Raw genomic sequence first — 23,654 nt, forward strand, 5'->3', positions numbered from 1 at the left:
GCTCCCGGTGGACCACCATGAAGCGCATGAGCACCCCTCAACTCCTGATGATCGAAGACGACCAGCGCCTGGCGCAGATGGTCGGCGAATACCTCACCCAGTCGGGCTTCGGCTTCAACCATGCGGGCGACGGCGCCAGCGGCCTCGAGCTGCTGCAGCAGCACGCGCCCGACCTCGTCATCCTCGACCTGATGCTGCCCGACACCGACGGCCTCGAGGTCTGCCGCCGCATCCGCGCGCTGCCGGGCGCGATCTCCAAGGTGTCGGTGCTGATGCTGACCGCCAAGGGCGACCCGATGGACCGCATCATCGGCCTGGAGATCGGCGCCGACGACTACCTGCCCAAGCCCTTCGAGCCGCGCGAGCTGCTGGCGCGCATCCGCGCCGTGCTGCGCCGCCGCGGCGAGAGCAACACCGAGGCCGAGGCCGCGTCGATGATGCGCTTCGGCACGCTCGAGATCGACCGCAACGCGCGCACCGTCTCGGTGGCCGGCCAGGTCGCCGACCTCACCTCCTACCAGTTCGACCTGCTGGTCGCGATGGCCGAGCGCGCGGGCCGGGTGCTCACGCGCGACCAGATCATGGAAGCCGTGCGCGGCCGCGAGCTCGAGGCCTTCGACCGCTCGATCGACGTGCACATGGGCCGCATCCGCGCGGCGATCGAGGTCGACGCGAAGAATCCGAAGCGCATCCTCACGGTGCGCGGCGTGGGCTACGTGTTCGCCAAGCAGCAGGACTGAACGGCCGGCGGGTCATGTCCGTCCCGCTCGCGGCACCTCTCCGAAAAACGCGGCCGACCCCGGCCGCCGCGCCCCACACCTCCCCATGATCAATCTGTATTCCCGCCACCTCTACGTGCGCATCTGGCTCGCGGTGGTCGGCGGCGTGGTGATCCTCACGCTGATGGCCAACTGGATCGTGCGCGTGGCGGCCGAGGCCGAGCGCGAGCGACTCGCGCCGGTGCCGCGCGAGGTGGTGGTGCTCGACGCGCAGGACAAGCAGATCGGCGCCGGCAAGGCGCTGCGCGTGCCGGGCCAGGGGCTGGAGTTCGACGTGACGCTCAGCGACGGCAAGGCGATCACGCTGCGCGTGGCACCGCGCGAGCGCGCCACCGGCACCAGCGGCTTCGCGCCCTGGCGCACGCCCTTCGGCCTGGGCTGGATGATCGCGCTGGTCGGCGTGGCGGTGGCGCTCGGCGTCTATCCGATCGTGCGCCGGCTCACCAAGCGGCTCGAGACGCTGCAGCGCGGCGTGCAGCGCTGGGGCGAGGGCGATCTGTCGGTGCGCGTCACCGAGGAAGGGCAGGACGAAGTGGCCGATCTCTCCAAGCGCTTCAATGCATCGGCGGTGCGCATCGAACAGCTGGTGCGCTCGCACAAGTCGCTGCTGGCGAATGCCTCGCACGAGCTGCGCTCGCCGCTGACCCGCATCCGCATGAGCCTGGAGCTCATGGGCGACCAGCCGAGCCCCGCGGCGCGCGCCGAGATCTCGCGCAACATCGCCGAGCTCGACCAGCTGATCGACGAGATCCTGCTGGCCAGCCGCCTGGACGCCAGCGAGGCCGATATGGGCACCATCGAGGCGGTCGACCTGACCGGCCTGGCCGCCGAGGAATGCGCGCGCGTCGATGCCGAGCTCGACCTGGTGGCGGGCACCGACAACGCGGCGCTGACCGTGCCCGGCGTCTCGCGGCTGCTGCGCCGCGCGATCCGCAACCTGCTCGAGAACGCGCGCCGCTACGGCGCCGGCGAGATCTCGGTCGAACTCGGCAGCGCCGACGGCCAGGCCACGGTGCGCGTGAACGACCGCGGCCCGGGCGTGCCGGCCGCGCTGCGCGACCGCATCTTCGAGCCCTTCTACCGGCTGCCGGGCGCGAGCGAGCGCAACGGCGGCGTCGGCCTCGGGCTGGCGCTGGTCAAGTCGATCACCGAGCGGCATGGCGGCACGGTGCGCTGCGAGGACCGGCCCGGCGGCGGCGCGAGCTTCGTGATCCGGCTGCCGCGCGGCTGAGGCACGCGCGCCCAAGCCCCGCGCGCGCCGGGGGTGAAGTCAGGTTGCGCCGGAAGGCGGCCCCCTAGAATCCGCGCCCTATGCAGAGATCGCACATCGTCCGGCCCGCGGCCATGTTCTGGGGGCTCGCGGTGTACATGCCGGTCGGCGTCACCTACCTCTCGGCCCTGCTGCTGCTGGTCGCCCTGCTGGTCGCGGGCAGCGGCCGCGAACGCATCGCGCGGCTGCGCGCCAATCCGCTGTGGTGGCCGGTCGTGGCCTATGTGGCCTGGACCCTGATCGTGCTGGCCATCCGGCCGCACTACCCCGAGACCCCCTCGAACCTGGTGCACGGGCTGCGCATCGCGGCCACGCTGCTGATGGCGATGGCGCTCGCGCGCGACGAGGCGATGTGGGCGCTGCGCGGCTTCCTGCTGATCTCGGCGCTCAACCTGCTGCTGGTGGTGGTGTTCTACGCGGTCGGCGGCTTCCACATCTGGGGGCCGCTGCGCGGCGTGGTGATGGAGGTCGGCAACAAGTCGATCAGCAATGCGCTGCTGTTCAGCGTGGTGGCGTCGACGGCGGCGGTCTGGGGCCTGTCGCAGATCGCGGCGCACCGGCCGCTGCGCGCGCTGCCGGCCTTCGCGCTGGTGCTGCTGCTGATGGCGGTGGTGGCGCTGCCGCTGACCTCGCGCACCTCGGTGCTGGCGCTGCTGCTGGTGCTGCCGCTGGTGTGCATCCACCAGTGGCGCAGCCACCTGAAGGCGCTGTCGGCGGCGCTGATCGTGGGCGCCGTGGTGCTCGGGGCGGGCCTCTACCAGCTGCCGCAGCTGCAGCAGAAGGTCGAGCTCGGCGTCCAGGAGATCGAGAAGGCGCAGGCCGGCGAGATCTTCCACGGCAGCATGGTCATCCGCTACTTCATGTACCGCGACACCGGCCGCATGATCGCCGACCGGCCGCTCACCGGCTGGGGCATCGGCGGCTGGACCGAGCAATGGCACCAGCGCGGCCCCGCGCTGTTCGCCGACTCGAACATGCCGCACAACGACTTCCTCTGGATGGGCGCGCAGGGCGGCCTGCCGGGGCTGCTGAGCCTGCTCGCGATCATGGTCGCGGCCGTCTGGCAGGCCTGGAAGCGGCCCGACATCGCGGGCCGCTATGCGCTGGCGGCGACCTTGATCGCGCTGATCGCCTCCTGCGTGAACTCGGCGCTGCGCGATGCCCAGATCGGGCTGGCGCTGCTGTGGATCGCGATGGTCTACCTGCGGCTGGCGCAGGAGCGGCAGGACCCCGAGCCCTGGCGCGACCTCTGGCCGGGCCGGCGGATCGGCAGCGAATCCGAGGCCTCGAAGCGCGCGGCGGCACCAGGCTGACTCCGGAATCTCGTACTAGACGACTGGTCTAATCGGCGCTAGAGTCCGGCGCCATGACTGCCGTCGCCACGCCTCCCGACGTTCGCCGCCACATCCTCGACGTGGCGCATCCGCTGTTGCTGCGCAAGGGCTTCACGGCCGTCGGGCTGGCCGAGGTGCTGAGCCTGGCCAGGGTGCCGAAGGGCTCGTTCTATCACTACTTCGGCTCGAAGGAGTCCTTCGGCGAGGCGGTGCTCGAGGCCTATTTCAGCGACTACCTCGCGCGCACCGACGCCCTGCTGGCCGAGTCGGGCACGGGCGCGCAGCAGCTGGTCGCCTATTTCCAGGACTGGCTTGACTCGCAGACCGGCGACGACGCCCAGAGCCGCTGCCTCGTGGTGAAGCTCGGCGCCGAGGTCTGCGACTTGTCGGAAACCATGCGCGCGGCGCTGGACCGCGGCATCCGCCAGATCACCGACCGGCTCGCGCGCTGCATCGAGACCGGCCGCGCCGATGGCTCGCTGCCGGCCGCCGAAGCCGGCAATCCCGCGCAGGCCCAGGCCGTCTCGCTCTACCAGAGCTGGCTCGGCGCCAGCCTGCTCGCGAAGATCGCGCGCGACCGCGCACCGCTCGACCGCACCATGGCCGGCACCCGGCAGGCGCTGGGTCTGGCCCCCGTTCCCACCCCGGTCGGCTGAGAGGCGGGACGACCGATGTCGCTCCCGCCTTTTTTGCGGCCATCTTCTAGACGACCGGTCTAATTACCTGCCAGGTCATCGCCCTTCCACCACCCAGGAGCCCCTGCCCATGCCCCAAAGCGACACCGTCAACCGCCGCCTCGTCCTCGCCGCGCGCCCGCGCGGGCTGCCGACGCCCGCGCACTTCCGCCTCGAGGAGGGCGCCGTGCCCGCGCCCGCCGAGGGCCAGGTGCTGCTGCGCACGCTGTACCTCTCGCTCGACCCCTACATGCGCCAGCTGATGGACGAGGTCGCGCCGATCTACGCGGCCTCGGTGCCGCTGGGCCAGCCGATGGTGGGCGGCACGGTCAACCGCGTCGTGGCCTCGAAGCACCCGCGGTTCCGCGCCGGCGAACTCGTGCTCGGCAATGCCGGCTGGCAGGACTACGCGCTGTCCGACGGCCAGGACCTGATGCCGCTGGGCGACATGGCGCGCCCCTCGCTCGCGCTCGGCGCGCTCGGCATGCCGGCCTTCACCGCCCACGTCGGCCTGCTCGACATCGGCCAACCGAAGCCCGGCGAGACCGTGGTCGTGGCCGCGGCCACCGGCGCGGTCGGCGCGATGGTCGGGCAGATCGCCCGGCTGAAGGGCGCGCGCGTGGTCGGCATCGCGGGCGGCGCGGACAAGTGCCGCCACGCGGTCGAGGTGCTGGGCTTCGACGCCTGCCTCGACCGCCACGCTCCCGCGCTGGCCGAGCGCCTCGCCGCGGCCTGCCCGAAGGGCATCGACGTCTATTTCGAGAACGTCGGCGGGCCGGTGTTCGACGCGGTGCTGCCGCTCTTCAACATCGGCGCGCGCGTGCCGGTCTGCGGCCACATCGCCGACTACAACGCCGACGGCGAAACCCAGGGGACGAACCGCCTGCCACTGCTGATGGCCTCGCTGCTGCAGAAGCGCATCCGCATGCAGGGCTTCGTCATCCTCGACCACTACGGCGACCGCTTCGAGGCCTTCCGCCGCGAGATGGGCGACTGGATCGAACGCGGCGAAGTGCGGCCGATGGAAGACGTCGTCGAGGGCCTGGAGCACGCGCCGGCCGGCTTCATCGGCCTGCTGCAGGGGCGCAATTTCGGCAAGCGCGTGGTGCGCGTGGCCGACGAGAACTAGTTCGAAAACAGCGCGCGGATGCGCGCGTCGTGCGCCTCGATGTTCGGCGCATGCGCCGGGTCGAGCGTGCGCAGGAAGGCCGCGTTGGCCTGCGCCTGCGCATCCAGCTGCGCATCGTGCGTCTCGGCCGCGCGCTCGATCGCGGCGGCCGCCTCGAAGACCTCGAACTCGGGGTAGTAGTAGCCCACTTCGCGCAGGAACGGCGAGTTGTGCACCAGCGCATAGTTGCCGTAGAGCGCCTCGTACAGCAGGTAGTTGAGGCCGTTCTCCCACTGGTGCGACACCACGATGTCGGTGTGGTGCGCGGCCCATTCGACGAAGGGCGCGCGCGGGTCGGCCGTGGCCTTGCCGTCCTGCACCATCCGCAGTCCCAGCGCGATGTGCTTGAAGGCCGTGTTCTCCTTCTTTTCGAAGGTGTTCGTCATGTAGACGTGCTGCACGAGCTCGGGGCGCCGCACATGGCATTCGTTGGCCGCCAGCATCGGGATCAGCGAGCTCTTCACCACGTTGAGGTTCGGCTCGAAGAAGGCGATGCGCTTGGCCCGGCCCTGGTTGCGGTAGCCGAAGCGTGCCTTGAGCTCGGCATGGGCCGCGAGGCTCTGCTCGAGGAAGTACGGCGACCACACGTGCGGCAGCACGTGCACCGGCGCGCGGTACACGGCCTCGAAGTAGCTCTTGCAGGTGTGGGCGTGCTGCGGGTTGGTCCAGAGCTCGTCGAACTGCACGCGGTGCGGGTTCGGCAGCCATGGATTGGCCTGGAAGTTGATGGTCTCGACCGCCACCACGTAGTCGTTGCCGAAGCGGTACGACACGCAATGCCCGCCGCGCCGGCGCACCGCCTCGACATGCGTCGGATGAACGAAGGCGTTCATCTCGATCAGCAGGTCGGTCTGGTGGACCACCGCCGAGAGCGGCCGCAGCGCACCGGCCAGTTCGCCGAGCATCATGCCCTCGGCATAGGCGGCGACGCCGTCGCCGTGCACCAGCCAGACCTCGCCCACCAGCGGCAAGCGCTTCAACAGCATGTAGAGGTACACGCAGTGCTGGTTGGCGCCGTTGAACCAGATCGATTGCCGTGCATCGGCCCGGATCTCCATCGTGATCGCGACGTTGATCTTCATGGACGTTCCGGGCCTCCCCCGGTCTCTTCTTCTATCGCCGCGTCAGTGGCGCGCGGAAACCACCTCGCCGGCCTTGAGCCGGTAGGTGGTGCCGCAGTACGGGCACCTGGCCTCGCCGGTGCGCGCCACGTCCAGGTAGACCTTGGGGTGGCTGTTCCAGAGCTTCATGTCGGCCTTGGGGCTGGGGCAGAACACGCCGCCCTGGTGGTTGAGCTCCTTCGCGAGGAGTTCGACGACTGCAGTGGTGGACATGTTCTTCAGACCTTCGTGAGCCAGTGGGCGTACTTGGGGTTCTTGCCGTTCACGATGTCGAAGAAGGCCGCCTGGATCTTCTCGGTGACCGGGCCGCGCGCCCCGCCGTCGCCGCGGTTGCCGATCTCGACGCGGTCGAGTTCGCGGATCGGCGTGACTTCGGCCGCGGTGCCGGTGAAGAAGGCTTCGTCGGCGATGTAGACCTCGTCGCGCGTGATGCGCTTCTGCACCAGCTCGATGCCGAGGTCCTTGCACACGTGCAGGATCGTGTTGCGCGTGATGCCGTTGAGCGCGCCGGCCGACAGGTCGGGCGTGTAGACCACGCCGTTCTTGACCACGAACACGTTCTCGCCCGCGCCCTCGGACACGAAGCCGCTCGCGTCGAGCAGCAGCGCCTCGTCGTAGCCGTCGTCCAGCGCTTCCATGTTGGCGAGGATCGAGTTGGTGTAGTTGCTGACCGTCTTGGCCTGCGTCATCGTGATGTTGACGTGGTGGCGCGTGTAGCTCGAGGTCTTCACGCGGATGCCGCGCTTCATGCCTTCCTCACCGAGGTAGGCGCCCCAGGACCAGGCCGCGACCATGGCGTGGATCTTGTTGCCCTTGGGGCTCACGCCGAGCTTCTCGGAGCCGATCCAGATCAGCGGGCGCAGGTAGCAGCTCTCGAGCTTGTTCTCGCGCACGACCTGCTTCTGGGCCTCGTTGAGCTGTTCCTGCGTGAACGGGATCTTCATGCGCAGGATCTTGGCGCTGTTGAACAGGCGCTCGGTATGCTCGGCCAGGCGGAAGATCGACGTGCCGCCGTCGGCCGTCTTGTAGGCGCGCACGCCCTCGAAGGCGCCGCAGCCGTAGTGCAGCGTGTGGCTCAGCACGTGGATCTTGGCGTCGCGCCAGTCCACGAGTTCGCCATCCATCCAGATCTTGCCGTCACGGTCGTCGAGCGAGGGGGGGATCGAGCTCATTTCCTGATTCCTTTGGGAGCTTTTGCAGAAAGCCTTCAGCGGGGGGAGGCTGGGGGGTGCGGCCTGAAGGCCGCCAAAGCCGCCGATTTTACGGCGCCGTGCCGCTCTTGCCTGACCGGCGCCCCGGGCCATGCACCGCCGGTGGCGCGAACCGGCCCGACGCCGCGACAATGGCCGGTTCCGCCAAACAAGCGATTGAAGGGAAAGATTCTCCGTGTCCGTATTCAAGAACGTCATCGTCTACCGCATCGAGCCCGGCTGGTCGCAAACGCTGGCCGAGGCCGAGGAAGGCCTGGGCAAGCAGCGCTTCGAGCCCTGCGGCGCCTCGCAGGAGAAGTCGGCCGGCTGGGTCGAGCCGCGCGGCGAGGCCCACGGCCCGCTGGTGGAATCCATCGACGGCCAGTGGCTGCTCGAGTACATGATCGAGAGCAAGTCGGTGCCGGGCTCGGTGGTGCGCCGCAAGCTCGAGGAGCGCTGCGCGCAGATCGAGGTCACCACCGGCCGCAAGCCCGGCAAGAAGGAAAAGAAGGACCTCAAGGAGGACATCACGCACGAGCTGCTGCCGATGGCCTTCACGCGCACCGCGCGCGTCACGGTCTGGGTCGACCAGGCCGAGCGCCGGCTGGTGGTCAACAGCTCCAACGCCGCGCGCGCCGACGAGGTGGTCAGCAGCCTGGTGCAGAACTTCACGGGCTTCGGCACCATGCAGCTCAACACCCAGATCGAGCCGGCCGCCGCCATGTCCGAATGGCTGGCCTCGCAGGAGCCGCCCGCGGGCTTCACCATCGACCGCGAGTGCGAGCTCAAGGCCACCGACGAGTCGAAGGCCGTGGTGCGCTATGCCAAGCACCCGCTCGACATCGACGAGGTCAAGCAGCACATCGCCGACGGCAAGCGCCCGACCCGCCTCGCGCTGACCTGGGACGACCGCGTGTCCTTCGAGCTCACGCACGGCCTGCAGATCCGCAAGATCGTGTTCCTCGAGGGCACCGACGAAGGCGCCGGCGGCGGCAAGAAGGAAGACAACTTCGATGCCGACGTGGCGATCGCCACCGGCGAGCTGGGCCAGCTGGTGCCGGCGCTGCTCGATGCGCTCGGCGGTGAGGCTGCGTTCAGCGCGGCGCCGGCCGAGGAGGCGCCGAAAGCCGCCGCGACGGTGGCCACTGCAGAGGAAGAAGACGCGCCGTTCTGAAAATTCGGACAGCCGGACGCAGAGGACGCGAAGGTTTCGCGAAGGACGCAAAAGAGAAACCAAAAAAGGTTTTCTGACATTCCTTCGCGATCTTTGCGCCTTCTTCGCGGTCCCGACCGGCCGCGCCGTTTGCATCACCCCGGCCCCCTTCAAGGCTGTTCTTTCGCGTCCTTCGCGAAACCTTCGCGTCCTCTGCGTCCGGTCATCCGGCTGTTCGCTTTCAGACCACCAGATAACTCTGCGCCAGCCGCACCCAGCAGGCCGCGCCCAGCGGCAGCACCTCGTCGTTGAAGTCGTAGCCGGGGTTGTGCACCATGCAGCCGCCGAACTCGCCTTCGCCGTTGCCCAGCAGCACGTAGCAGCCGGGCAGCTCGGCCAGCATCCAGGCGAAGTCCTCGCTGCCCGCGAAGCCGCGCGGCACCGTCGCCGCCACCTTGTCCGCGCCCACCAGCGCGGCGCACACCTCGGTCATCAGCCGGCTCTCGGCCTCGGTGTTGACCACCGGCGGCACCAGCGGCCGGTAGTCGATGCTGGCCTCCACCCCATGCGCCTGCGCGGTCAGCGCGACGATCTCGCGGATGCGCGACTCCACCAGCGCGCGCGTCTCGGGCCGGGCCGCGCGCACGTTGAGCCCGAGCGCGACCGACTGCGGGATCACGTTGTGGGTGGCGCCGCCGCGGATGAAGCCGACCGACAGCACCGCCGTGTCGTCGGGCGCGACGTTGCGCGCCACCACGCTCTGCAGCGCGGTCACGGTGGCGGCGGCCGCCACCACCGGGTCCTGCGCGCGGTGCGGCATCGCGCCATGGCCGCCCTTGCCCTGGATCGTCACGTCGGCCACGTCGGACGAGAGCGTGACCGGCCCCGCCTGCACGATGAAGCTGCCGGCCGGCACGCCGGGTGCGTTGTGCAGCGCATAGACCGCGTCGCAGGGAAAGCGCTCGAACAGGCCGTCCGCGATCATCGCGCGCGCGCCGCAGAGGTTCTCCTCGTCGGGCTGGAAGATCAGGTTCAGCGTGCCGTCGAAATCGCGGCTCTTCGCGAGCGCCTTCGCGGCCGCGAGCAGGATCGCCGTGTGGCCGTCGTGGCCGCAGGCATGCATGCGGCCGTGCTGCCGGCTCGCATAGGGCAGGCCCGTGGCCTCGACGATCGGCAGCGCGTCCATGTCCGCGCGGATGCCCAGGCGCCGCGTGCCGCTGCCGAGCCTGAGCTGCCCCACCACGCCGGTCTTGCCGATGCCCGTGTGCACCTCGTAGCCCCATTCGCGCAGCAGCCGCGCGACCAGTTCGCTGGTCGCGCTCACCTCGAAGCCGAGTTCGGGCTCGGCATGGATCCGGCGCCGGATGTCGACGAAGGCCTCGGTGTCGATCTCGATCGGCGGCAGCAGGCGGGACAGGAGCTTGGTGGTCTGGAGGCTGAGTTCGCGGGTCATGGGAGGCAATCGTTTCGCGGAAAAGGTGGGAAGGAAGGCGGCGCTCAATCGGCGCGCCGTTCGCGCAGGCTCAGCAGCGCACCGATGCTCAGCACGCCGCAGGCCATCATGTAGAAGGCCGGCGAGAGCGGGTTGCCGGTCTGCGCCAGCAGCCAGGTCACGATGAACTGCGAGGAGCCGCCGAAAATCGTGACGCCCACGCTGTAGATCACCGAGATGCCGCTGGCGCGCACGCCGATCGGCAGCATCTCGAGCAGCATCAGGAACATCGGCGTGGTGCCGATGTTCACGCTCGCCGTGAGCAGCGCCGACAGGCACAGCACCAGCGGCACGCTCGGATGGTGGCTGATGAGCCAGAACACCGGGCCCACCGCGACCAGGCTGAACAGCAGCGAGCCGATCGCCAGCGGCTTGCGGCGCTCGAGCCGGTCGGCCAGCCGGCCCGCCACCAGCGACACCACGAACAGCGTGATGCCGGTGACGCAGCCCGACAGCAGCGACAGCGAGGGCGGCATCTTGAGCACGCGGATCATGTAGGTGGGCATGAAGAACACCACCAGGTACATGGTGGCCGTGCCCGCGGTGGTCGCGAGGATGCCCTTGAACACGGTGCCGCCGTGCGCGCGCAGCAGCCGGCCGATCGGGCTCGACTCATGGCTCTCGGCCTGGTGCGTTTCCTCGAGATGCGAGCGGATGTACAGGCCCACCGGCGCGATCAGCAGGCCCAGCAGGAAGGGCAGGCGCCAGCCCCAGCTCTCGAGCGAGGCCTGCGGCAGCAGCGCATAGAGCAGCGCACCGGTGAGCGCGCCGGCCAGCGCCGACAGGCCCTGGCTCGCGAGCTGCCAGCTGACGCGGAAGCCGCGGCCCTTGACGCCGCCGGCCTCCATCAGCATCGAGGTCGCGGCGCCGACCTCGCCGCCGAGCGAGAAGCCCTGCAGCAGCCGGCCCGCGACGATCATCAGCGAACCGAACACGCCGGCCGAGGCATAGGTGGGCGCGAGCGCGATGCACAGCGTGCCGGCCACCATCAGCGCGATGGTCAGCGTCATCGCGGCCTTGCGGCCCTTGCGGTCGGCGTAGTTGCCGATGATCACGCCGCCCAGCGGCCGCATCACGAAGCCGATGCCGAAGGTCGCGACCGCGAGCAGCAGCGAACCGAAGGCGCTCTCGGAGGGAAAGAACAGCTTGCCGATCAGCAGCGCGAAGAAGCTGTAGACGGTGAAGTCGTACATCTCGAGCGCATTGCCGATCGAGCAGGCGGCGATCAGCCGGAACTGGCTCTGGCCGCCCTTGGTGGCGGCGGCATTGGCGGGCGGGGCGGAACCCAGCACGGGGCTGGCTGGCAGGGCGGCGGCTTCGCTCATTCGATCTCCACGGGGTGTTGTTGTGCGGACGACGGATTCGCGAAGCGCGAACTTCATGCGGCGCATGGCACCCCGAACCCGTGGCGGCGGAGTATTCAGGCAAAGCGCGGCGGCGAGGAATCACAAATTTTCATGCCGATAACCAAAAGGCATCCCCCGCAGAAGCGGGGCCGCGAAGCCATCGGTGGAACTACCGAGAGGGCCCGTCGCGCGCCATTCGCGTGCGTGCCGCCTTCACAATGGCGCGTCGGCGCACCGCCGCCTCCAGAACAAGGACAACACCATGAAGCTCATCCGCCACTGCCTCTGCCTGCTGGCCCTCGCGCCCTGCTGCATGATGGCCGCCTCGGCCCAGGGCAGCCGGCCCGTCGTGCAGTTCATCGCCACCGGCGGCACCATCGCGATGAAGGTCGACCCCGTCACCAAGGGCGTGGTGCCCGCGATCTCGGGCGACGACCTGATGCAGACCGTGCCCGACGCCGGCAAGTACGCCACCATCGAGGTCAACAACTTCTCGGCCATGTCGGCCAACTACGTCGAGCCCAAGTGGTGGACGCGCCTGACCCAGGCCGTGGACGACGCGCTCGCGCGCCCCGAGGTGGCGGGCGTGGTGATCGCGCACGGCACCGACACCATGGAGGAGACGGCCTACTGGCTCGACCTCACGGTCAAGTCGAACAAGCCCGTGATCCTGATCGGCGCGCAGCGCAACGCGTCCTCGCCGGACTTCGACGGCCCGCGCAACCTGCTCAACGCGATCCGCATCGCCACCACGCCCGAGGCCGTGGGCCAGGGCGTGATGCTCGCGATGAACAACCAGATCAATGCCGCGCGCACCGTGACCAAGACCCACACCGGCAACGTCGAGACCTTCAAGTCGGGCGACTTCGGCTTCATCGGCGAGGTCTGGGACGACAAGGTGGTGTTCTCGCGCACCGCGCTGCGCCGCCAGCACATCGACATCGGCAGCGCCGAGATGCCGCGCGTGGAGATCCTCGCGATGTTCGGCGGCGCCGACGGCTCGCTGCTGCGCTACGCGGTGGACCAGGGCGCGAAGGGCATCGTGGTGCAGGCCGTGGGCATGGGCAACATGAACGTCTCGATGTACGAGGCCGTGAAGTACGCACTCGGGCGCGGCGTGCCGGTGGTGATCGCCACCCGCGTGCCCAACGGCCGCACCATGCCGCTGTACGGCTTCGTCGGCGGCGGCAAGACCACCTTCGATGCCGGCGCCGTGATGGCCGGCGACCTGAGCCCGCAGAAGGCGCGCCTGCTGCTGATGCTCAAGCTGCACCAGGGCGTGAGCGACAAGGCCGGCCTGCAGGCGGCCTTCGACCGCTGATGCCCGCCGCGAAGCGATGAAGCTGCAGCAGTTGCGCGTGCTGCTCGCGGTGGCGCAGCACGGCAGCATCCACGAGGCGGCGCGCGGCCTGCACACCACCCAGCCGGCGCTGTCGAAGGCGATCGCCGAACTCGAGCGCGAACTCGGCGTCACGCTGATGTCGCGCTCCACGCGCGGCGTGAGCCTCACGCCCTACGGCGCGGCACTGGTCAAGCGCGCCAGCGTGGTCGAGCAGGAGCTGCGCCATGCGCTCGAGGACATCGAGGCGATCCGCGGCCACGACGAGGCGCGGCTCGACATCGGCTTCACCGCGGTGGCCTCGAACGGCCCGCTGCCCGAGGCCATGGCGGCGTTCCGCCAGCGCTTTCCGAACGTGGCGCTGCGCGCCTTCGAGATGCGGCCGCAGCAGATGCTCGAGGGCCTGCGCGAGGGCCGGCTCGACCTCGGCCTGATCTCGACCTGCAGCGGGCCCGGCTCGAACGTGTTCCAGTGGGAGCCGCTGTTCTCGGTGGCGATGCACATCTCGGTGCGCGCCGGCCATCCGCTGCGCCGCGTGCGCAAGCTGCGGCCGCTGCTCGATGCCGACTGGCTGGTGCTCGACCCGGTCGACGATCCGTTCAGCCCGCTGGTCAGCACCATGCGCCTGCACGGGCTCGAGATGCCGCGGCGCATGGTGCAGAGCGCCTCGAACCTGCTGGGCCTGCAGCTCGCCACGCAGACCGACCTGGTCAGCATGTGGTCGGACGCGGTGTTCCACGGCGCCGGGCCGCTGCGGCTGAGCGGCGACGCGCTCGAGCGGCTGCCGATCACCGACGAGCTGCCCGACTTCGAGGTCTACCTGGTCTACCGCTCGGCCGACCTGATGACGCACGCGTGCACCGAGTTCGCGAAGGAGGCGCGCCACCATGCGCGCACCAATCCGCCGTGGCGCGCGCCACGCGGCGCGCGCAAGGCCTCGGATTAGACCGCGGGAGTCTCGGCCTCGTCGTCCTGCGCCGGCGGGCGCGTCAGCGTCCAGCTCTGGAGCTTGCCGCCGTTGAACACCGTGTCGACGTACGAGCCGCCGGCATCGGTCCAGCGGTAGTGCTCGGGCTGCTCGTCCTGCGGCGAGCGCAGTTCGCCGAGCGCGCGCGTCATCGCGATCACGTGCATCAGCGTCACGCCGGGCTTGAGCTTGGCGTTGAGCATCACCGAGCTGGCCACCGTGCCCACGGGCCGGTCGGCCGCGCGCTTGAGCACCTGCATCGCGCGATTGAAATGCATCAGCAGGAACATCACGATCGCGCCGGCCGCCAGGGCCACGCCGCCCCAGCCATAGCTGCGCCAGGCCACGCCCAGCACGACGAGCGCCCCCACGGGCACGAGAAACTTCTGGAAATTCATGGCCCGCATTGTCGCCGCGCCGGCGCGGCGGGGTAGCGAGCCCGGCTACCGCCAGGCGCATCTCGCGCTACCGGGCCACAAAGCCGCCCGCGCCGCGGGCCGTCGCGGGCACATTTCGCCGCACGGGCATCGGCCCGGGCCCCGCAGACACCACAGATGAACATTCCACGCTCCGTCACCTTCGTCCGGCTCAGCCTCGCCGCCCTGCGCGGCAGCGGCGACCCCCGGCACGAACAAGGCGGCCGCGGCGGCCCACGTTGTTAGGGAGAGGCCGCCGTCGGCGGCCGGAACGCGATGAACCCGGCCCCGTCGCCCGGCGGCCAATGCCGACGCGACGGCGGCCCGGCGTTCACGCCACGCAGCGACGCACGAATCAGGGGGTAGGAGGTTGGGAGCTCGCCGGGCGCGCCGCCACCGATGCGCCAGGCGTTTTTTCACGGGCCGTTGCGGCCCGTTTTTTTTTGGGGCGCTCGCTCACTCGAGCTCGCGCACCACGTCCATCGCCTCCTCGATCCGGTCCACCGCGTGGATCGTCAGGCCCTCGATGTCCTTCGAGCCCTTGCGCGGCGCATTGGCCCTGGGCACCACCGCGATGCTGTAGCCCAGCTTGGCGGCCTCGCGCAGCCGCTCCTGGCCGCGCGGCGCGGGCCGCACCTCGCCCGCCAGGCCCACTTCGCCGAAGGCGATGAAACCCTTTGGCAGCGGCTTGCCGCGCAGGCTCGAGGTGATGGCCAGCATCACCGCGAGGTCGGCCGCCGGTTCGCTGATGCGCACGCCGCCGACCGCGTTGACGAACACGTCCTGGTCCATGCAGGCCACGCCCGCGTGGCGGTGCAGCACCGCCAGCAGCATCGCGAGCCGGTCGCGGTCCAGGCCCACCGACAGCCGGCGCGGGCTCGGCCCGCCGTCGTCGACCAGCGCCTGGATCTCGACCAGCATCGGCCGCGTGCCCTCGAGCGTGACCAGCACCACGCTGCCGGGCACCGGTTCGGTGTGCTGGCTCAGGAAGATCGCGCTCGGGTTGGCCACGCCCTTCAAGCCGCGCTCGGTCATCGCGAACACGCCGATCTCGTTGACCGCGCCGAAGCGGTTCTTGATCGCGCGCACCAGCCGGAAGCTCGAGTGCGTGTCGCCCTCGAAGTACAGCACCGTGTCGACCATGTGCTCGAGCACGCGCGGGCCCGCGAGCGCGCCCTCCTTCGTGACGTGGCCCACCAGCACCACGGCCGTGCCGCTGGTCTTGGCGAAGCGCGTGAGGTGCGCCGCGCATTCGCGCACCTGCGCCACCGAGCCCGGCGCCGAGGTGAGCTGGTCGGAGTAGACGGTCTGGATCGAGTCGATCACCGCGATGGCCGGGCGCGTGGCATCGAGCGTGGCGATGATCTTCTCGAGCTGGATCTCGGCCAGCACCTGCACCTGCGAGTGGTCCAGGCCCAGCCGCTTGGAGCGCAGCGCCACCTGCGCGCCGCTCTCCTCGCCCGTGACGTAGAGCGCGTTCTGCCCCGCGCGCTGCAGCGCATCGACCGCCTGCAGCAGCAGGGTCGACTTGCCGATGCCCGGGTCGCCGCCGATCAGCGTGACGCCGCCGGCGACCACGCCGCCGCCGAGCACGCGGTCGAGCTCGTCGAGGCCGGTGGGCGTGCGCGCGACGTCGCTGGCCTCGATCTCCGAGAGCACCGCGAGTTCGGAAGCCCCGGCGAGCGACGCGAACTGCGTGCCGAAGCGGTTGTTGGCCGGGGCGTTCGCGCCGCCGGCCGCTTGTTCGATCAGTGTGTTCCAGGCGCCGCAGCTCGGGCACTTGCCGAGCCACTTCGCGCTGGTGCCGCCGCATTCGCTGCAGACGTAGATGGATTTGTCCTTGGCCATGGCCGGGAGTTTAGGGCGTGGCCCCGCGCCGTCCGGGCGCGGGGACGCTCGCTCAGCACACGCGGTTGACCAGCGCGCCCACGTCGCCCGCGGCCAGGGCCGCCGCGTTGTCGAGCAGCATCGGCAGCACCTGCCGCGCATAGACGTCGCTCAGGCCGCCGATGTGCGGCGTGGCGATCACGTTCGGCAACCGGCGCAGCGGATGGCCGGCCGCGAGCGGCTCTGTCTCGTACACGTCGAGCCCGGCGCCGGCGATGGTCCCGTTCTCGAGCGCCGCGAGCAGCGCGTGCTCGTCGACCACGCCGCCGCGCGAGAGGTTGACGAGAAACGCATGCGCCGGCATCGCCGCGAGCACCGGCGCATCGATCAGGTGATGGGTGCGCGCATCGTGCGCGGTCAGCACCACCACGAAGTCGGCCTGTGCCACCACCTGCTGCAGCCGCTCGCGCCCATGCACTTCGTCGAAGCCGTCGATCGCCGCTGGCGTGGCCGAGATGCCGCTGACCCGCATCCCCATCGCCTGGCAGCGCCGCGCCAGCTCGCGCGCGACGTGGCCGGTGCCGACCAGCACCGCGTGCCGGCGCCACAGCAGCGGCTGGGCCCATCGGTTCCAGGCGCCTTCGCGCTGGTCGCGCAGCATGCGCGGCAGGTCGCGCGCCAGCGCCATCATCATCAACAGCGCGAGCTCGGACATCTGCGGCCCATGCACGCCGCGCGACGAGGTCACGAGCGTGCCGGGCCGCAGCGCGGACGAGCCGGTGATGGTGTCGGTGCCCGAGGTCAGCGCGTGGACCCAGCGCAGCGCGGGTCCGGCCGCGAGCATCGCGTCGTCGACCCACGGGCCCGAGACGACCAGCGCCTCGACCTCGGCCAGCAGGCGCAGGGCCTCGGCCCGCTCGGTGGTGGCGTGCACTTCCAGCGCCGGGCAGCGCGCGCGCAGGGCCTGCGCATAGAACCCGGCCTCGCCGTTGAAAACCAGCAGCGAGCGCAGCGGCGGCGCCGTCATTCGAGCTTGATGCCGGCGGCCTGGATCACGGCGCGCCACTTGGCATTCTCCGAGGCGATGAACTCGGTGAACCGGGCCTGCGATGACGGCGCGGGCTCGACGCCGATGAGCGCCAGCTTCGCGCGCACGGCCGGATCGGCGATGACCTTGTTGAGCTCCAGCGCCAGCCGGTCGACGATGGGCTGCGGCGTGCCCTTGGGCACGGCCAGGCCGGCCCAGGTGTCGAAGTCGATCTCGCCCACGCCCGCCTCGGCCAGGGTCGGCGCCTCGGGATAGAGCGCCGAGCGCGTCTTGCCCGCGGTCGCGATGATCTTCGCGCGGCCGCCCTGCACGTGCGGCAGCGCGGCCGGCAGGTCGGCGAACATGAACGAGACGCGGCCGGTGGCGACCTCGGGCGCGGCCTGCACCATGGCCTTGAACGGCACCGCCGTCATGTCGGCCTTGAGCTGGCGCTTCATCAGCTCCGAGCCCAGGTGGCCGCCGCTGCCGCTGCCGCCGATCGCGAACAGCAGCGGCTGGCTGCGCGCCGCCGCGAGGAACTTGGGCATGGTGTCGAGCGGCCCGCCGGCCTCGACCATCAGGAACAGCGGGAAGTGCACCAGCTGCGTCACCGGCGTCAGCGCATCGCTCGCATAGGGCAGCTTGTCGTAGAGGTTCGGGATCACGGCCATGGTCGACAGCGCCGCGAAGAACACGGTGTAGCCGTCGGGCGCCGCGGAAGCAGCAGCAGCCGCGCCGATCACCGTGTTGCCGCCGGGCCGGTTGTCGATCACGATCGGCTGGCCCAGCGCCACCGAGAGCTTCTCGGCAATGATGCGTGAGCTCTGGTCGGTGCCGCCGCCGGGCGTGTAGGGCACCACCCAGCGGATCGGCTTGCTCGGCCAGGCGGCCTGCGCGCTCGCAGTCATGGCGCCCGCGGCCAGTTGCAAGGCCACGGCGGCCATGCCCAGCAGCGCGGCCGCGCGGCGCGGCCATCCAACGGTCTTCTTCTTCGTCATCGTGTGTCTCCTGTCGTTCTCGTTGGGGCTGCCGGCTTCAGGTCGCGTACGACGGATCGATGCGGTCCAGCAGCCGGCGCAGCGCCGGCCAGTCGTTGTCGCGCGCCGAGCGGCCGGGCCGGTCGAGCGCCTGCGCCACCTTCTCGGCGATCTCGTCGCTGCATTCGATGAGCTCGGCGCCGCCCGACTGCGCGCGCACCTGCGCCTCGCAGGCACGCTCGAGGTAGTAGAGGCGCTCGAAGGCCTCGCGGATGGTGTCGCCCGCGGCCAGCAGGCCGTGGTTGCGCAGGATCATCACGTTGTGCGGGCCGAGGTCGCGCACCAGCCGGTCCTGCTCGCTGAAGTCGAGCGCCACGCCCTCGTAGTCGTGGTAGCCGATGCGGCGGTGGAAGCGCATGGCGTGCTGCGACAGGTTGAGCAGCCCACGCCGCTGCGCCGCCACCGCGATGCCGGCCGCGGTGTGGGTGTGCAGCACCGCATGCAGGTCGGGCCGCGCGCGGTGGATGCAGCTGTGGATCAGGAAGCCCGCGGGATTGATGCCGATGCCGGTCGGGTCGAACACCACCTCGCCGTCGATGTCGACCTTGACCAGGCAGGAGGCCGTGACCTCGTCGAACAGCACGCCGTAGGGGTTGATGAGGAAATGCGCCTGCGTGCCCGGCACCTTGGCCGTGAGGTGGGTGTAGATCTGGTCCGTCATGCGGTAGTAGCCGGCCAGCCTGAAGGCCGCCGCCAGATCGACGCGCTGCTGCCACTCCGCGTCGGACACGGCGGCGCGCGTGTGCGCGAATGAAAAGCCCGAGCCGTTCATCGAGTCTCCTGTTGTCGTTGGCGCCCTCCGGATGCAGGGCATGGGCGCGATTGGAGCGGAGGACGCAGCGCGAGAGAATCGAAACTTATTTTGCAAGCGTCGAAATAAATTCATGAATCACGATGGCTCGATCCCCGGCACCAGCCTGCGCCAGCTGCGCGCCTTCGTGGAGGTCTACCGCTGGCGCAAGCTCAGCGCCGCGGCCGACCGGCTCTACCTCACGCACTCGGCCGTCAGCGTGCTGGTGCGCCAGCTCGAGGCCGCCACCGGCACCAGCCTGTTCGACCGCACCACGCGCTCGCTGAGCCCGACCGAGGCCGCGCACGAGATGCTGCCGATCGCGGAGCGCATCCTGCGCGACGTGCGTTCGCTCGAGACCGGCTTCCGCGGCCAGGCCGCGCCCAGCGGGCGCATCGGCATCGCGGTCACGCCGACCATCGCGCTGACGCTGGTGCCGCCGGTGATCCGGCATTTCAACGACCTGCATCCGGGCGTGCGCGTGCAGCTGGTCGACTGCGAGACCGAGCAGTTCGTGCCGCGCATCCTCTCGGAGCAGGTGGACTTCGGCATCGGCTCGCCCGACCAGGAGGTGGCGGCGCTGAGCCAGCGCACGCTGATCCACGACCACCTCGCGCTGGTGTGCCTGCCCAGCCATCCGCTGGCGCGGCGCCGCCAGGTGCGCTGGAGCGACCTCGCGGGCCATGCGCTGATCACGGTGAAGGCCGGCTACGGCATCCGCAATGCCATCGACCGCACCGCGCGCGCGGCCAACGTGGCACTCGACATCCAGCAGGAGGTGTCGCTGTTGACCACCGCGCTCGCGATGAGCGCCTCGGGCCTGGGCGCGTCGATCGTGCCGGCCGAGCTGGTGGCGCAGTGCGGCTTCAAGGAACTGGTGGCGCGCAAGATCCACGCGCCGGTGGTGACGCGCAACATCTCGGTGGTCGCCAAGCGCGACCGCACGCTCTCGGTGGCGGCCAAGACCTTCATCGAGACCATGCAGGCCTATCTCGCGCGGCCGCGCGCCTGAAACTTCAGATCGCGAATTCGCTCGCCAGCAGGTCGGCGAAGGCCGCCGCGGCCGGCGACAGCGAACGGCCCTGCCGCGTGACCACTGCGATGTTGCGTGCCACGGTCGGCCGGATCAGCCGGCGCGCGACCAGCCGCGAGGGATCGGCATGCGCGAGGATCGAGGCCGGCAGCAGCGCCGGCCCGAGCCCGCCCGCGGCCATCGCGAGCGCGGTGGTCAGCAGCGTCACCTCGTAGGCGATCTCGAGCCGCACGCCGGCCTCGGCGGCCGCGGCATCGATGCTGTTGCGCACGCCGTAGCCGGGCTTGACCGTGATGAGCCGCAGCGCCGCGAGCTGTCGCCAGGTGATGCCGGCGGCACCGCCGGGCAGCGGCAGGTCGCGGTCGGCGATCACGGCGAGGTGGTCGTGCACGAACACGCGCTCGTCCAGGCCCGGCGTGCGCGCCTGCAAGGTGCCGACGCCGAAGTCGACCTGGCCGCTCAGCACGGTCTCGACGAACTGGCTCGGCGCGCAATCGTCGATCGCGACCTTCACCTCGGGATGCTGCTGCGTGTAGCGGCGCAGCGCGCGCGGCATCAGCGTCTGCGCGATGGTCGAGGTGACGGCGATGCGCAGGCGGCCGCGCCGCCCGGCCGCGAGTTCGGCCATGCCGCTGCCCAGCGCGTCGAGCTCGGCCAGCACGCGCTCGGCATGGCCGATGGCCTCGTCGGCCGCGGCGGTGCGATGCAGGCTGCGCGTGGTGCGGTCGAACAGCCGCACGCCGAGCCGGTCCTCGAGCTCGCGCAGCAGCACGCTGACCGCCGGCTGGGTGAGCGACAGCGCCGCGGCGGCGCTCGACAGCTGGCCGCTGTGGTAGACGGCCGCGAAGGCGCGCAGCTGGCGCACCGAGGGCACTCCGCGCATTGATAAAGGCTTTTTATGAATGGCCATGAAAGTTTCACTTCTGTCGGATGGCACTTCGGCACTGTAATGGCCGCCGTCCACAACGAGAGACAAACGAACCCATGACAGAACCACTGCAGGCGCAGGTGCTGATCGTCGGCGGCGGGCCGGTCGGCCTCACGCTGGCCATCGACCTGGCGCAACGCGGCATCGACGTGCTGGTCACCGAGATCCGCCACCGCGGCGAGCCGCCGAACGTGAAGTGCAACCACGTGTCGGCCCGCTCGATGGAGATCTTCCGCCGGCTCGGCGTGGCGCAGGCACTGCGCGACGCGGGCCTGCCGGCCGACTATCCGAACGACGTGGCCTACCGCACCACGGTGACGGGGCCCGAGCTCTCGCGCATCCCGATCCCCGCGCGGCGCGAGCGCTACACCGCCACCGGCGGCCCCGACACCTGGTGGCCCACGGCCGAACCGCCGCACCGCATCAACCAGATCTTCCTCGAGCCGGTGCTGTTCGCGCATGCCGAGGCCACGCCGGGCCTGCGCATCCGCAACCGCACGCGCATCGACGACTTCGAGCAGGACGACGAGGGCGTGTGGGCGACCGGCGTCGACCTCGACGACGGCAGCGCGGTGCGCATCCGCTGCCGCTACCTGATCGGCTGCGACGGCGGGCGCTCGACAGTGCGCAAGAAGATCGGCGCCAACCTGCGCGGCACCGACGTGGTGGGCCGCGTGCAGTCGACCTACTTCCGCGCGCCCGCGCTGCTGGGCCTGCTGAAGAACAAGCCGGCCTGGGCCACCTTCGCGCTCAATCCGCGGCGCTGCGGCAACGTCTATGCGATCGACGGGCGCGAGACCTGGCTGCTGCACAACTACCTGCTGGCCGACGAGACCGACTTCGAATCGATCGACCGCGACTGGGCGATCCGCCAGATCCTCGGCGTGGGGCCGGACTTCGAGTACGAGGTGATCTCGAAGGAGGACTGGATCGGCCGCCGCCTGGTGGCCGAGCGCTTCCGCGACCGCCGCGTCTTCATCTGCGGCGACGCGGCCCACCTGTGGATCCCGATGGCGGGCTACGGCATGAACGCCGGCATCGCCGACGCGATGAACCTGTCGTGGCTGCTCGCGGGCCACCTGCGCGGCTGGCTCGCCGAGGCCGCGCTCGGCGCGCACGAGGCCGAGCGCCAGCCGATCACCGAGCAGGTCTCGAAGTTCGCGATGAACCATGCGCTGGCCCTGCAGAAGCAGCGCGAGGGCGTGCCCGAGGGCATCGAGGCACCGGGCCCCGAGGGCGACGCGCTGCGCGCCGCGCGCGGCCAGGCGCTGTACGACCTCAACGTGCAGCAGTACTGCTGCGGCGGGCTCAACTTCGGCTACTTCTACGACGCCTCGCCGCTGATCGCCTACGACGGCGAGGCCGCGCCGGCCTACACCATGTACGACTTCAAGCCGTCCACCGTGCCCGGCTGCCGCGTGCCGCACCTGTGGCTGGCCGACGGCCGCTCGCTCTACGACGCGATGGCCGCGCTCGGCGAGGGCTACGTGCTGCTGCGCCGCGATCCGGCAATCGATACCGCGCCGCTCGTGGCAGCGGCCGCCGCGCGCGGACTGCCGCTGCGCGTGCTCGACATCGACGGTCCCGAGGCCGCCGCGCTCTACGACCGCGCGCTCGTGATCTCGCGCCCCGACCAGCACGTGGCCTGGCGCGGCGATGCCGTGCCGGCCGATCCCGAGGCGCTGGTCGACCTGCTGCGTGGCGCGACGCCAGCCGCTGCTTCCGAATCCAACGAAGAAAGAGAGACATCCGCATGAACCGCCGCCACGCCCTGCGCCAGCTCGGTGCCCTGTCCGCCGCCGCCTGCGCCGCCGGCCCGCTCGCCGCGCTGGCGCAGAACGACAAGCCCATCACCATCGTCGTGCCCTACGCGCCCGGCGGCACCACCGACATGCTCGGCCGGCTGATCGCGCAGCAGCTCGGCACGGCGCTCGGCCGCACCGTGATCGTCGACAACAAGCCCGGCGCGGGCACCGCCATCGGCGCGTCGCAGGTGGCGCGCTCGGCGCCCGACGGCTCGACCCTGCTGGTGGCCACCAGCACCACGCTCGCGATCAATCCCTGGCTCTACAAGAAGCTCTCGTACGACCCGGCCAAGGACTTCGCGCCCGTGGGCCTGATCGGCGCGGTGCCGCTGATGGTGGTGGTGCATCCCTCGGTGCCCGCGCGCACGCTGGCCGAGCTGGTGGCGCTCGCCAAGTCCAAACCGGAAGGCCTGAGCTACGGTTCGGCCGGCAACGGCAGCCCGCAGCATCTGGGCGCCGAGATGTTCAAGTTCGCCACCGGCACCGCGATGACGCACGTGCCCTACAAGGGCAGCGCGCTCGCGCTCACCGACCTGCTCGGCGGTCAGCTGCAGCTGATGTTCACCGACATCGCGCCGGCGCTGCAGCACGTGCGCAGCGGCAAGCTGCGCGCGCTGGCCGTGACCTCGAAGAAGCGCCAGCCCACCTTCCCCGACGTGCCGACCGTGGCCGAGTCGCGGCTGCCGGGCACCGCCGATTTCGAGGCGGTGGCCTGGCAGAGCATCGTCGCGCCCGCGGGCACGCCGGCGCCGGTGGTCGAGCGGCTGAGCCAGGAGATCGCGAAGGTGATCGCCCAGCCCGCGCTGCGCCAGAAGCTCGAGAACGACGGCTTCGAGCCCGGCTCGAGCACGCCCGCGCAGCTCGCGGCCTACATCCGCAGCGAATCGGAACGCTGGGGGCAGGTGATCCGCGCCTCGGGCGCGACCGTCGACTGAAGCCCTCCACCCTGGCCCGAGCG

Annotated in this window: 22 protein-coding genes; 11 read left to right on the plus strand and 11 right to left on the minus strand. The window is 70.6% G+C overall.

The window, feature by feature from the left end:
* The first annotated feature begins 17 nt into the window (after nucleotides 1-17).
* From ACODT0_RS08315 to ACODT0_RS08335, 5 genes are all read left to right on the plus strand, one after another.
* A complete protein-coding gene (locus ACODT0_RS08315; RefSeq protein WP_057592776.1) occupies nucleotides 18-740 on the plus strand; it encodes a response regulator transcription factor in 723 nt (240 codons plus the stop codon).
* Nucleotides 741-825: 85 nt separating this feature from the next.
* On the plus strand, nucleotides 826-2,010 hold the full coding sequence (locus ACODT0_RS08320; RefSeq protein ID WP_261211925.1) for an ATP-binding protein: 1,185 nt from the start codon (nucleotides 826-828) through the stop codon (nucleotides 2,008-2,010).
* An 80-nt stretch (nucleotides 2,011-2,090) separates the two neighbouring features.
* Complete coding sequence (locus tag ACODT0_RS08325; RefSeq protein WP_489041045.1) at nucleotides 2,091-3,362, plus strand: O-antigen ligase family protein; 1,272 nt, start codon at nucleotides 2,091-2,093, stop codon at nucleotides 3,360-3,362.
* 53 nt (nucleotides 3,363-3,415) lie between these two features.
* A complete protein-coding gene (locus ACODT0_RS08330; protein WP_489041046.1) occupies nucleotides 3,416-4,039 on the plus strand; it encodes a TetR/AcrR family transcriptional regulator in 624 nt (207 codons plus the stop codon).
* 109 nt (nucleotides 4,040-4,148) lie between these two features.
* Nucleotides 4,149-5,186 (plus strand): NADP-dependent oxidoreductase, encoded by a 1,038-nt coding sequence (locus ACODT0_RS08335; protein ID WP_489041047.1) that lies wholly within the window; start codon nucleotides 4,149-4,151, stop codon nucleotides 5,184-5,186.
* Here the strand turns inward: ACODT0_RS08335 and ACODT0_RS08340 are convergent.
* Genes ACODT0_RS08340 through ACODT0_RS08350 form a run of 3 tightly spaced genes read right to left on the minus strand, consistent with a single transcriptional unit; the run spans nucleotide 5,183 to nucleotide 7,518 of the window.
* Nucleotides 5,183-6,307 (minus strand): DUF2827 family protein, encoded by a 1,125-nt coding sequence (locus tag ACODT0_RS08340; RefSeq protein WP_489041048.1) that lies wholly within the window; start codon nucleotides 6,305-6,307, stop codon nucleotides 5,183-5,185. The two genes, ACODT0_RS08335 and ACODT0_RS08340, sit on opposite strands and share 4 nt — an antisense overlap.
* Before the next feature lie 42 nt (nucleotides 6,308-6,349).
* Nucleotides 6,350-6,559, minus strand: coding sequence for a zinc-finger domain-containing protein (locus ACODT0_RS08345; RefSeq protein WP_057592770.1), 210 nt, complete (start codon nucleotides 6,557-6,559; stop codon nucleotides 6,350-6,352).
* 5 nt (nucleotides 6,560-6,564) lie between these two features.
* Nucleotides 6,565-7,518, minus strand: coding sequence for a branched-chain amino acid transaminase (locus ACODT0_RS08350; RefSeq protein ID WP_057592769.1), 954 nt, complete (start codon nucleotides 7,516-7,518; stop codon nucleotides 6,565-6,567).
* Nucleotides 7,519-7,732: 214 nt separating this feature from the next.
* On the opposite strand from ACODT0_RS08350, the gene ACODT0_RS08355 reads away from it, so the two are divergent.
* A complete protein-coding gene (locus ACODT0_RS08355) occupies nucleotides 7,733-8,710 on the plus strand; it encodes a recombination-associated protein RdgC (protein WP_489041049.1) in 978 nt (325 codons plus the stop codon).
* Between the two features lie 220 nt (nucleotides 8,711-8,930).
* On the opposite strand, the gene ACODT0_RS08360 is transcribed toward ACODT0_RS08355, so the two are convergent.
* Nucleotides 8,931-10,142, minus strand: a complete 1,212-nt coding sequence (locus ACODT0_RS08360; RefSeq protein ID WP_489041050.1) for a M20 aminoacylase family protein — start codon at nucleotides 10,140-10,142, stop codon at nucleotides 8,931-8,933.
* 44 nt (nucleotides 10,143-10,186) lie between these two features.
* The gene (locus tag ACODT0_RS08365; RefSeq protein WP_296738446.1) at nucleotides 10,187-11,506 is read right to left on the minus strand and encodes an MFS transporter; all 1,320 of its coding nucleotides are present in this window, start codon (nucleotides 11,504-11,506) and stop codon (nucleotides 10,187-10,189) included.
* A 283-nt stretch (nucleotides 11,507-11,789) separates the two neighbouring features.
* On the opposite strand from ACODT0_RS08365, the gene ACODT0_RS08370 reads away from it, so the two are divergent.
* On the plus strand, nucleotides 11,790-12,848 hold the full coding sequence (locus tag ACODT0_RS08370) for an asparaginase (RefSeq protein WP_261211936.1): 1,059 nt from the start codon (nucleotides 11,790-11,792) through the stop codon (nucleotides 12,846-12,848).
* 16 nt (nucleotides 12,849-12,864) lie between these two features.
* Nucleotides 12,865-13,812, plus strand: a complete 948-nt coding sequence (locus ACODT0_RS08375; protein WP_057592765.1) for a LysR family transcriptional regulator — start codon at nucleotides 12,865-12,867, stop codon at nucleotides 13,810-13,812.
* On the opposite strand, the gene ACODT0_RS08380 is transcribed toward ACODT0_RS08375, so the two are convergent.
* The 5 genes from ACODT0_RS08380 to ACODT0_RS08400 all read right to left on the minus strand — a co-directional run bounded on the left by ACODT0_RS08380 (nucleotide 13,809) and on the right by ACODT0_RS08400 (nucleotide 18,912).
* Nucleotides 13,809-14,240, minus strand: coding sequence for a glycerate kinase (locus ACODT0_RS08380; protein WP_489041051.1), 432 nt, complete (start codon nucleotides 14,238-14,240; stop codon nucleotides 13,809-13,811). The two genes, ACODT0_RS08375 and ACODT0_RS08380, sit on opposite strands and share 4 nt — an antisense overlap.
* A 465-nt stretch (nucleotides 14,241-14,705) precedes the next feature.
* Nucleotides 14,706-16,097, minus strand: a complete 1,392-nt coding sequence (radA, locus tag ACODT0_RS08385) for a DNA repair protein RadA (RefSeq protein WP_057592763.1) — start codon at nucleotides 16,095-16,097, stop codon at nucleotides 14,706-14,708.
* 52 nt (nucleotides 16,098-16,149) lie between these two features.
* Complete coding sequence (locus ACODT0_RS08390) at nucleotides 16,150-17,103, minus strand: D-2-hydroxyacid dehydrogenase (protein ID WP_489041052.1); 954 nt, start codon at nucleotides 17,101-17,103, stop codon at nucleotides 16,150-16,152.
* Nucleotides 17,100-18,101, minus strand: a complete 1,002-nt coding sequence (locus ACODT0_RS08395) for a Bug family tripartite tricarboxylate transporter substrate binding protein (protein WP_422099611.1) — start codon at nucleotides 18,099-18,101, stop codon at nucleotides 17,100-17,102. Before ACODT0_RS08395 ends, ACODT0_RS08390 begins: the two co-directional genes overlap by 4 nt.
* 37 nt (nucleotides 18,102-18,138) lie before the next feature.
* A complete protein-coding gene (locus ACODT0_RS08400) occupies nucleotides 18,139-18,912 on the minus strand; it encodes a class II aldolase/adducin family protein (RefSeq protein WP_203203739.1) in 774 nt (257 codons plus the stop codon).
* 112 nt (nucleotides 18,913-19,024) lie between these two features.
* On the opposite strand from ACODT0_RS08400, the gene ACODT0_RS08405 reads away from it, so the two are divergent.
* Entirely contained in the window at nucleotides 19,025-19,942 is a 918-nt protein-coding gene (locus ACODT0_RS08405) for a LysR family transcriptional regulator (protein ID WP_057592759.1), read from the plus strand.
* 4 nt (nucleotides 19,943-19,946) lie between these two features.
* Here ACODT0_RS08405 and ACODT0_RS08410 read toward each other — a convergent pair whose 3' ends face one another.
* A complete protein-coding gene (locus ACODT0_RS08410; RefSeq protein ID WP_489041053.1) occupies nucleotides 19,947-20,846 on the minus strand; it encodes a LysR family transcriptional regulator in 900 nt (299 codons plus the stop codon).
* A 101-nt stretch (nucleotides 20,847-20,947) separates the two neighbouring features.
* Here ACODT0_RS08410 and ACODT0_RS08415 point away from each other — a divergent pair, with 101 nt between their 5' ends.
* On the plus strand, nucleotides 20,948-22,648 hold the full coding sequence (locus tag ACODT0_RS08415) for an FAD-dependent oxidoreductase (protein ID WP_489041054.1): 1,701 nt from the start codon (nucleotides 20,948-20,950) through the stop codon (nucleotides 22,646-22,648).
* On the plus strand, nucleotides 22,645-23,631 hold the full coding sequence (locus ACODT0_RS08420) for a Bug family tripartite tricarboxylate transporter substrate binding protein (protein ID WP_057592757.1): 987 nt from the start codon (nucleotides 22,645-22,647) through the stop codon (nucleotides 23,629-23,631). Before ACODT0_RS08415 ends, ACODT0_RS08420 begins: the two co-directional genes overlap by 4 nt.
* The last annotated feature ends 23 nt before the right edge of the window (nucleotides 23,632-23,654 follow it).

This window comes from Variovorax sp. FG153, assembly GCF_057809595.1.

Coding starts and splice junctions, on each gene's coding strand:
- ACODT0_RS08315 (WP_057592776.1), top strand. CDS start 18: ATGAAGCGCATGAGCACCCCTCAACTCCTGATGATCGAAGACGACCAG.
- ACODT0_RS08320 (WP_261211925.1), top strand. CDS start 826: ATGATCAATCTGTATTCCCGCCACCTCTACGTGCGCATCTGGCTCGCG.
- ACODT0_RS08325 (WP_489041045.1), top strand. CDS start 2,091: ATGCAGAGATCGCACATCGTCCGGCCCGCGGCCATGTTCTGGGGGCTC.
- ACODT0_RS08330 (WP_489041046.1), top strand. CDS start 3,416: ATGACTGCCGTCGCCACGCCTCCCGACGTTCGCCGCCACATCCTCGAC.
- ACODT0_RS08335 (WP_489041047.1), top strand. CDS start 4,149: ATGCCCCAAAGCGACACCGTCAACCGCCGCCTCGTCCTCGCCGCGCGC.
- ACODT0_RS08340 (WP_489041048.1), bottom strand. CDS start 6,307: ATGAAGATCAACGTCGCGATCACGATGGAGATCCGGGCCGATGCACGG.
- ACODT0_RS08345 (WP_057592770.1), bottom strand. CDS start 6,559: ATGTCCACCACTGCAGTCGTCGAACTCCTCGCGAAGGAGCTCAACCAC.
- ACODT0_RS08350 (WP_057592769.1), bottom strand. CDS start 7,518: ATGAGCTCGATCCCCCCCTCGCTCGACGACCGTGACGGCAAGATCTGG.
- ACODT0_RS08360 (WP_489041050.1), bottom strand. CDS start 10,142: ATGACCCGCGAACTCAGCCTCCAGACCACCAAGCTCCTGTCCCGCCTG.
- ACODT0_RS08365 (WP_296738446.1), bottom strand. CDS start 11,506: ATGAGCGAAGCCGCCGCCCTGCCAGCCAGCCCCGTGCTGGGTTCCGCC.
- ACODT0_RS08370 (WP_261211936.1), top strand. CDS start 11,790: ATGAAGCTCATCCGCCACTGCCTCTGCCTGCTGGCCCTCGCGCCCTGC.
- ACODT0_RS08375 (WP_057592765.1), top strand. CDS start 12,865: ATGAAGCTGCAGCAGTTGCGCGTGCTGCTCGCGGTGGCGCAGCACGGC.
- ACODT0_RS08380 (WP_489041051.1), bottom strand. CDS start 14,240: ATGCGGGCCATGAATTTCCAGAAGTTTCTCGTGCCCGTGGGGGCGCTC.
- radA (WP_057592763.1), bottom strand. CDS start 16,097: ATGGCCAAGGACAAATCCATCTACGTCTGCAGCGAATGCGGCGGCACC.
- ACODT0_RS08390 (WP_489041052.1), bottom strand. CDS start 17,103: ATGACGGCGCCGCCGCTGCGCTCGCTGCTGGTTTTCAACGGCGAGGCC.
- ACODT0_RS08395 (WP_422099611.1), bottom strand. CDS start 18,101: ATGACGAAGAAGAAGACCGTTGGATGGCCGCGCCGCGCGGCCGCGCTG.
- ACODT0_RS08400 (WP_203203739.1), bottom strand. CDS start 18,912: ATGAACGGCTCGGGCTTTTCATTCGCGCACACGCGCGCCGCCGTGTCC.
- ACODT0_RS08405 (WP_057592759.1), top strand. CDS start 19,025: ATGAATCACGATGGCTCGATCCCCGGCACCAGCCTGCGCCAGCTGCGC.
- ACODT0_RS08410 (WP_489041053.1), bottom strand. CDS start 20,846: ATGCGCGGAGTGCCCTCGGTGCGCCAGCTGCGCGCCTTCGCGGCCGTC.
- ACODT0_RS08415 (WP_489041054.1), top strand. CDS start 20,948: ATGACAGAACCACTGCAGGCGCAGGTGCTGATCGTCGGCGGCGGGCCG.
- ACODT0_RS08420 (WP_057592757.1), top strand. CDS start 22,645: ATGAACCGCCGCCACGCCCTGCGCCAGCTCGGTGCCCTGTCCGCCGCC.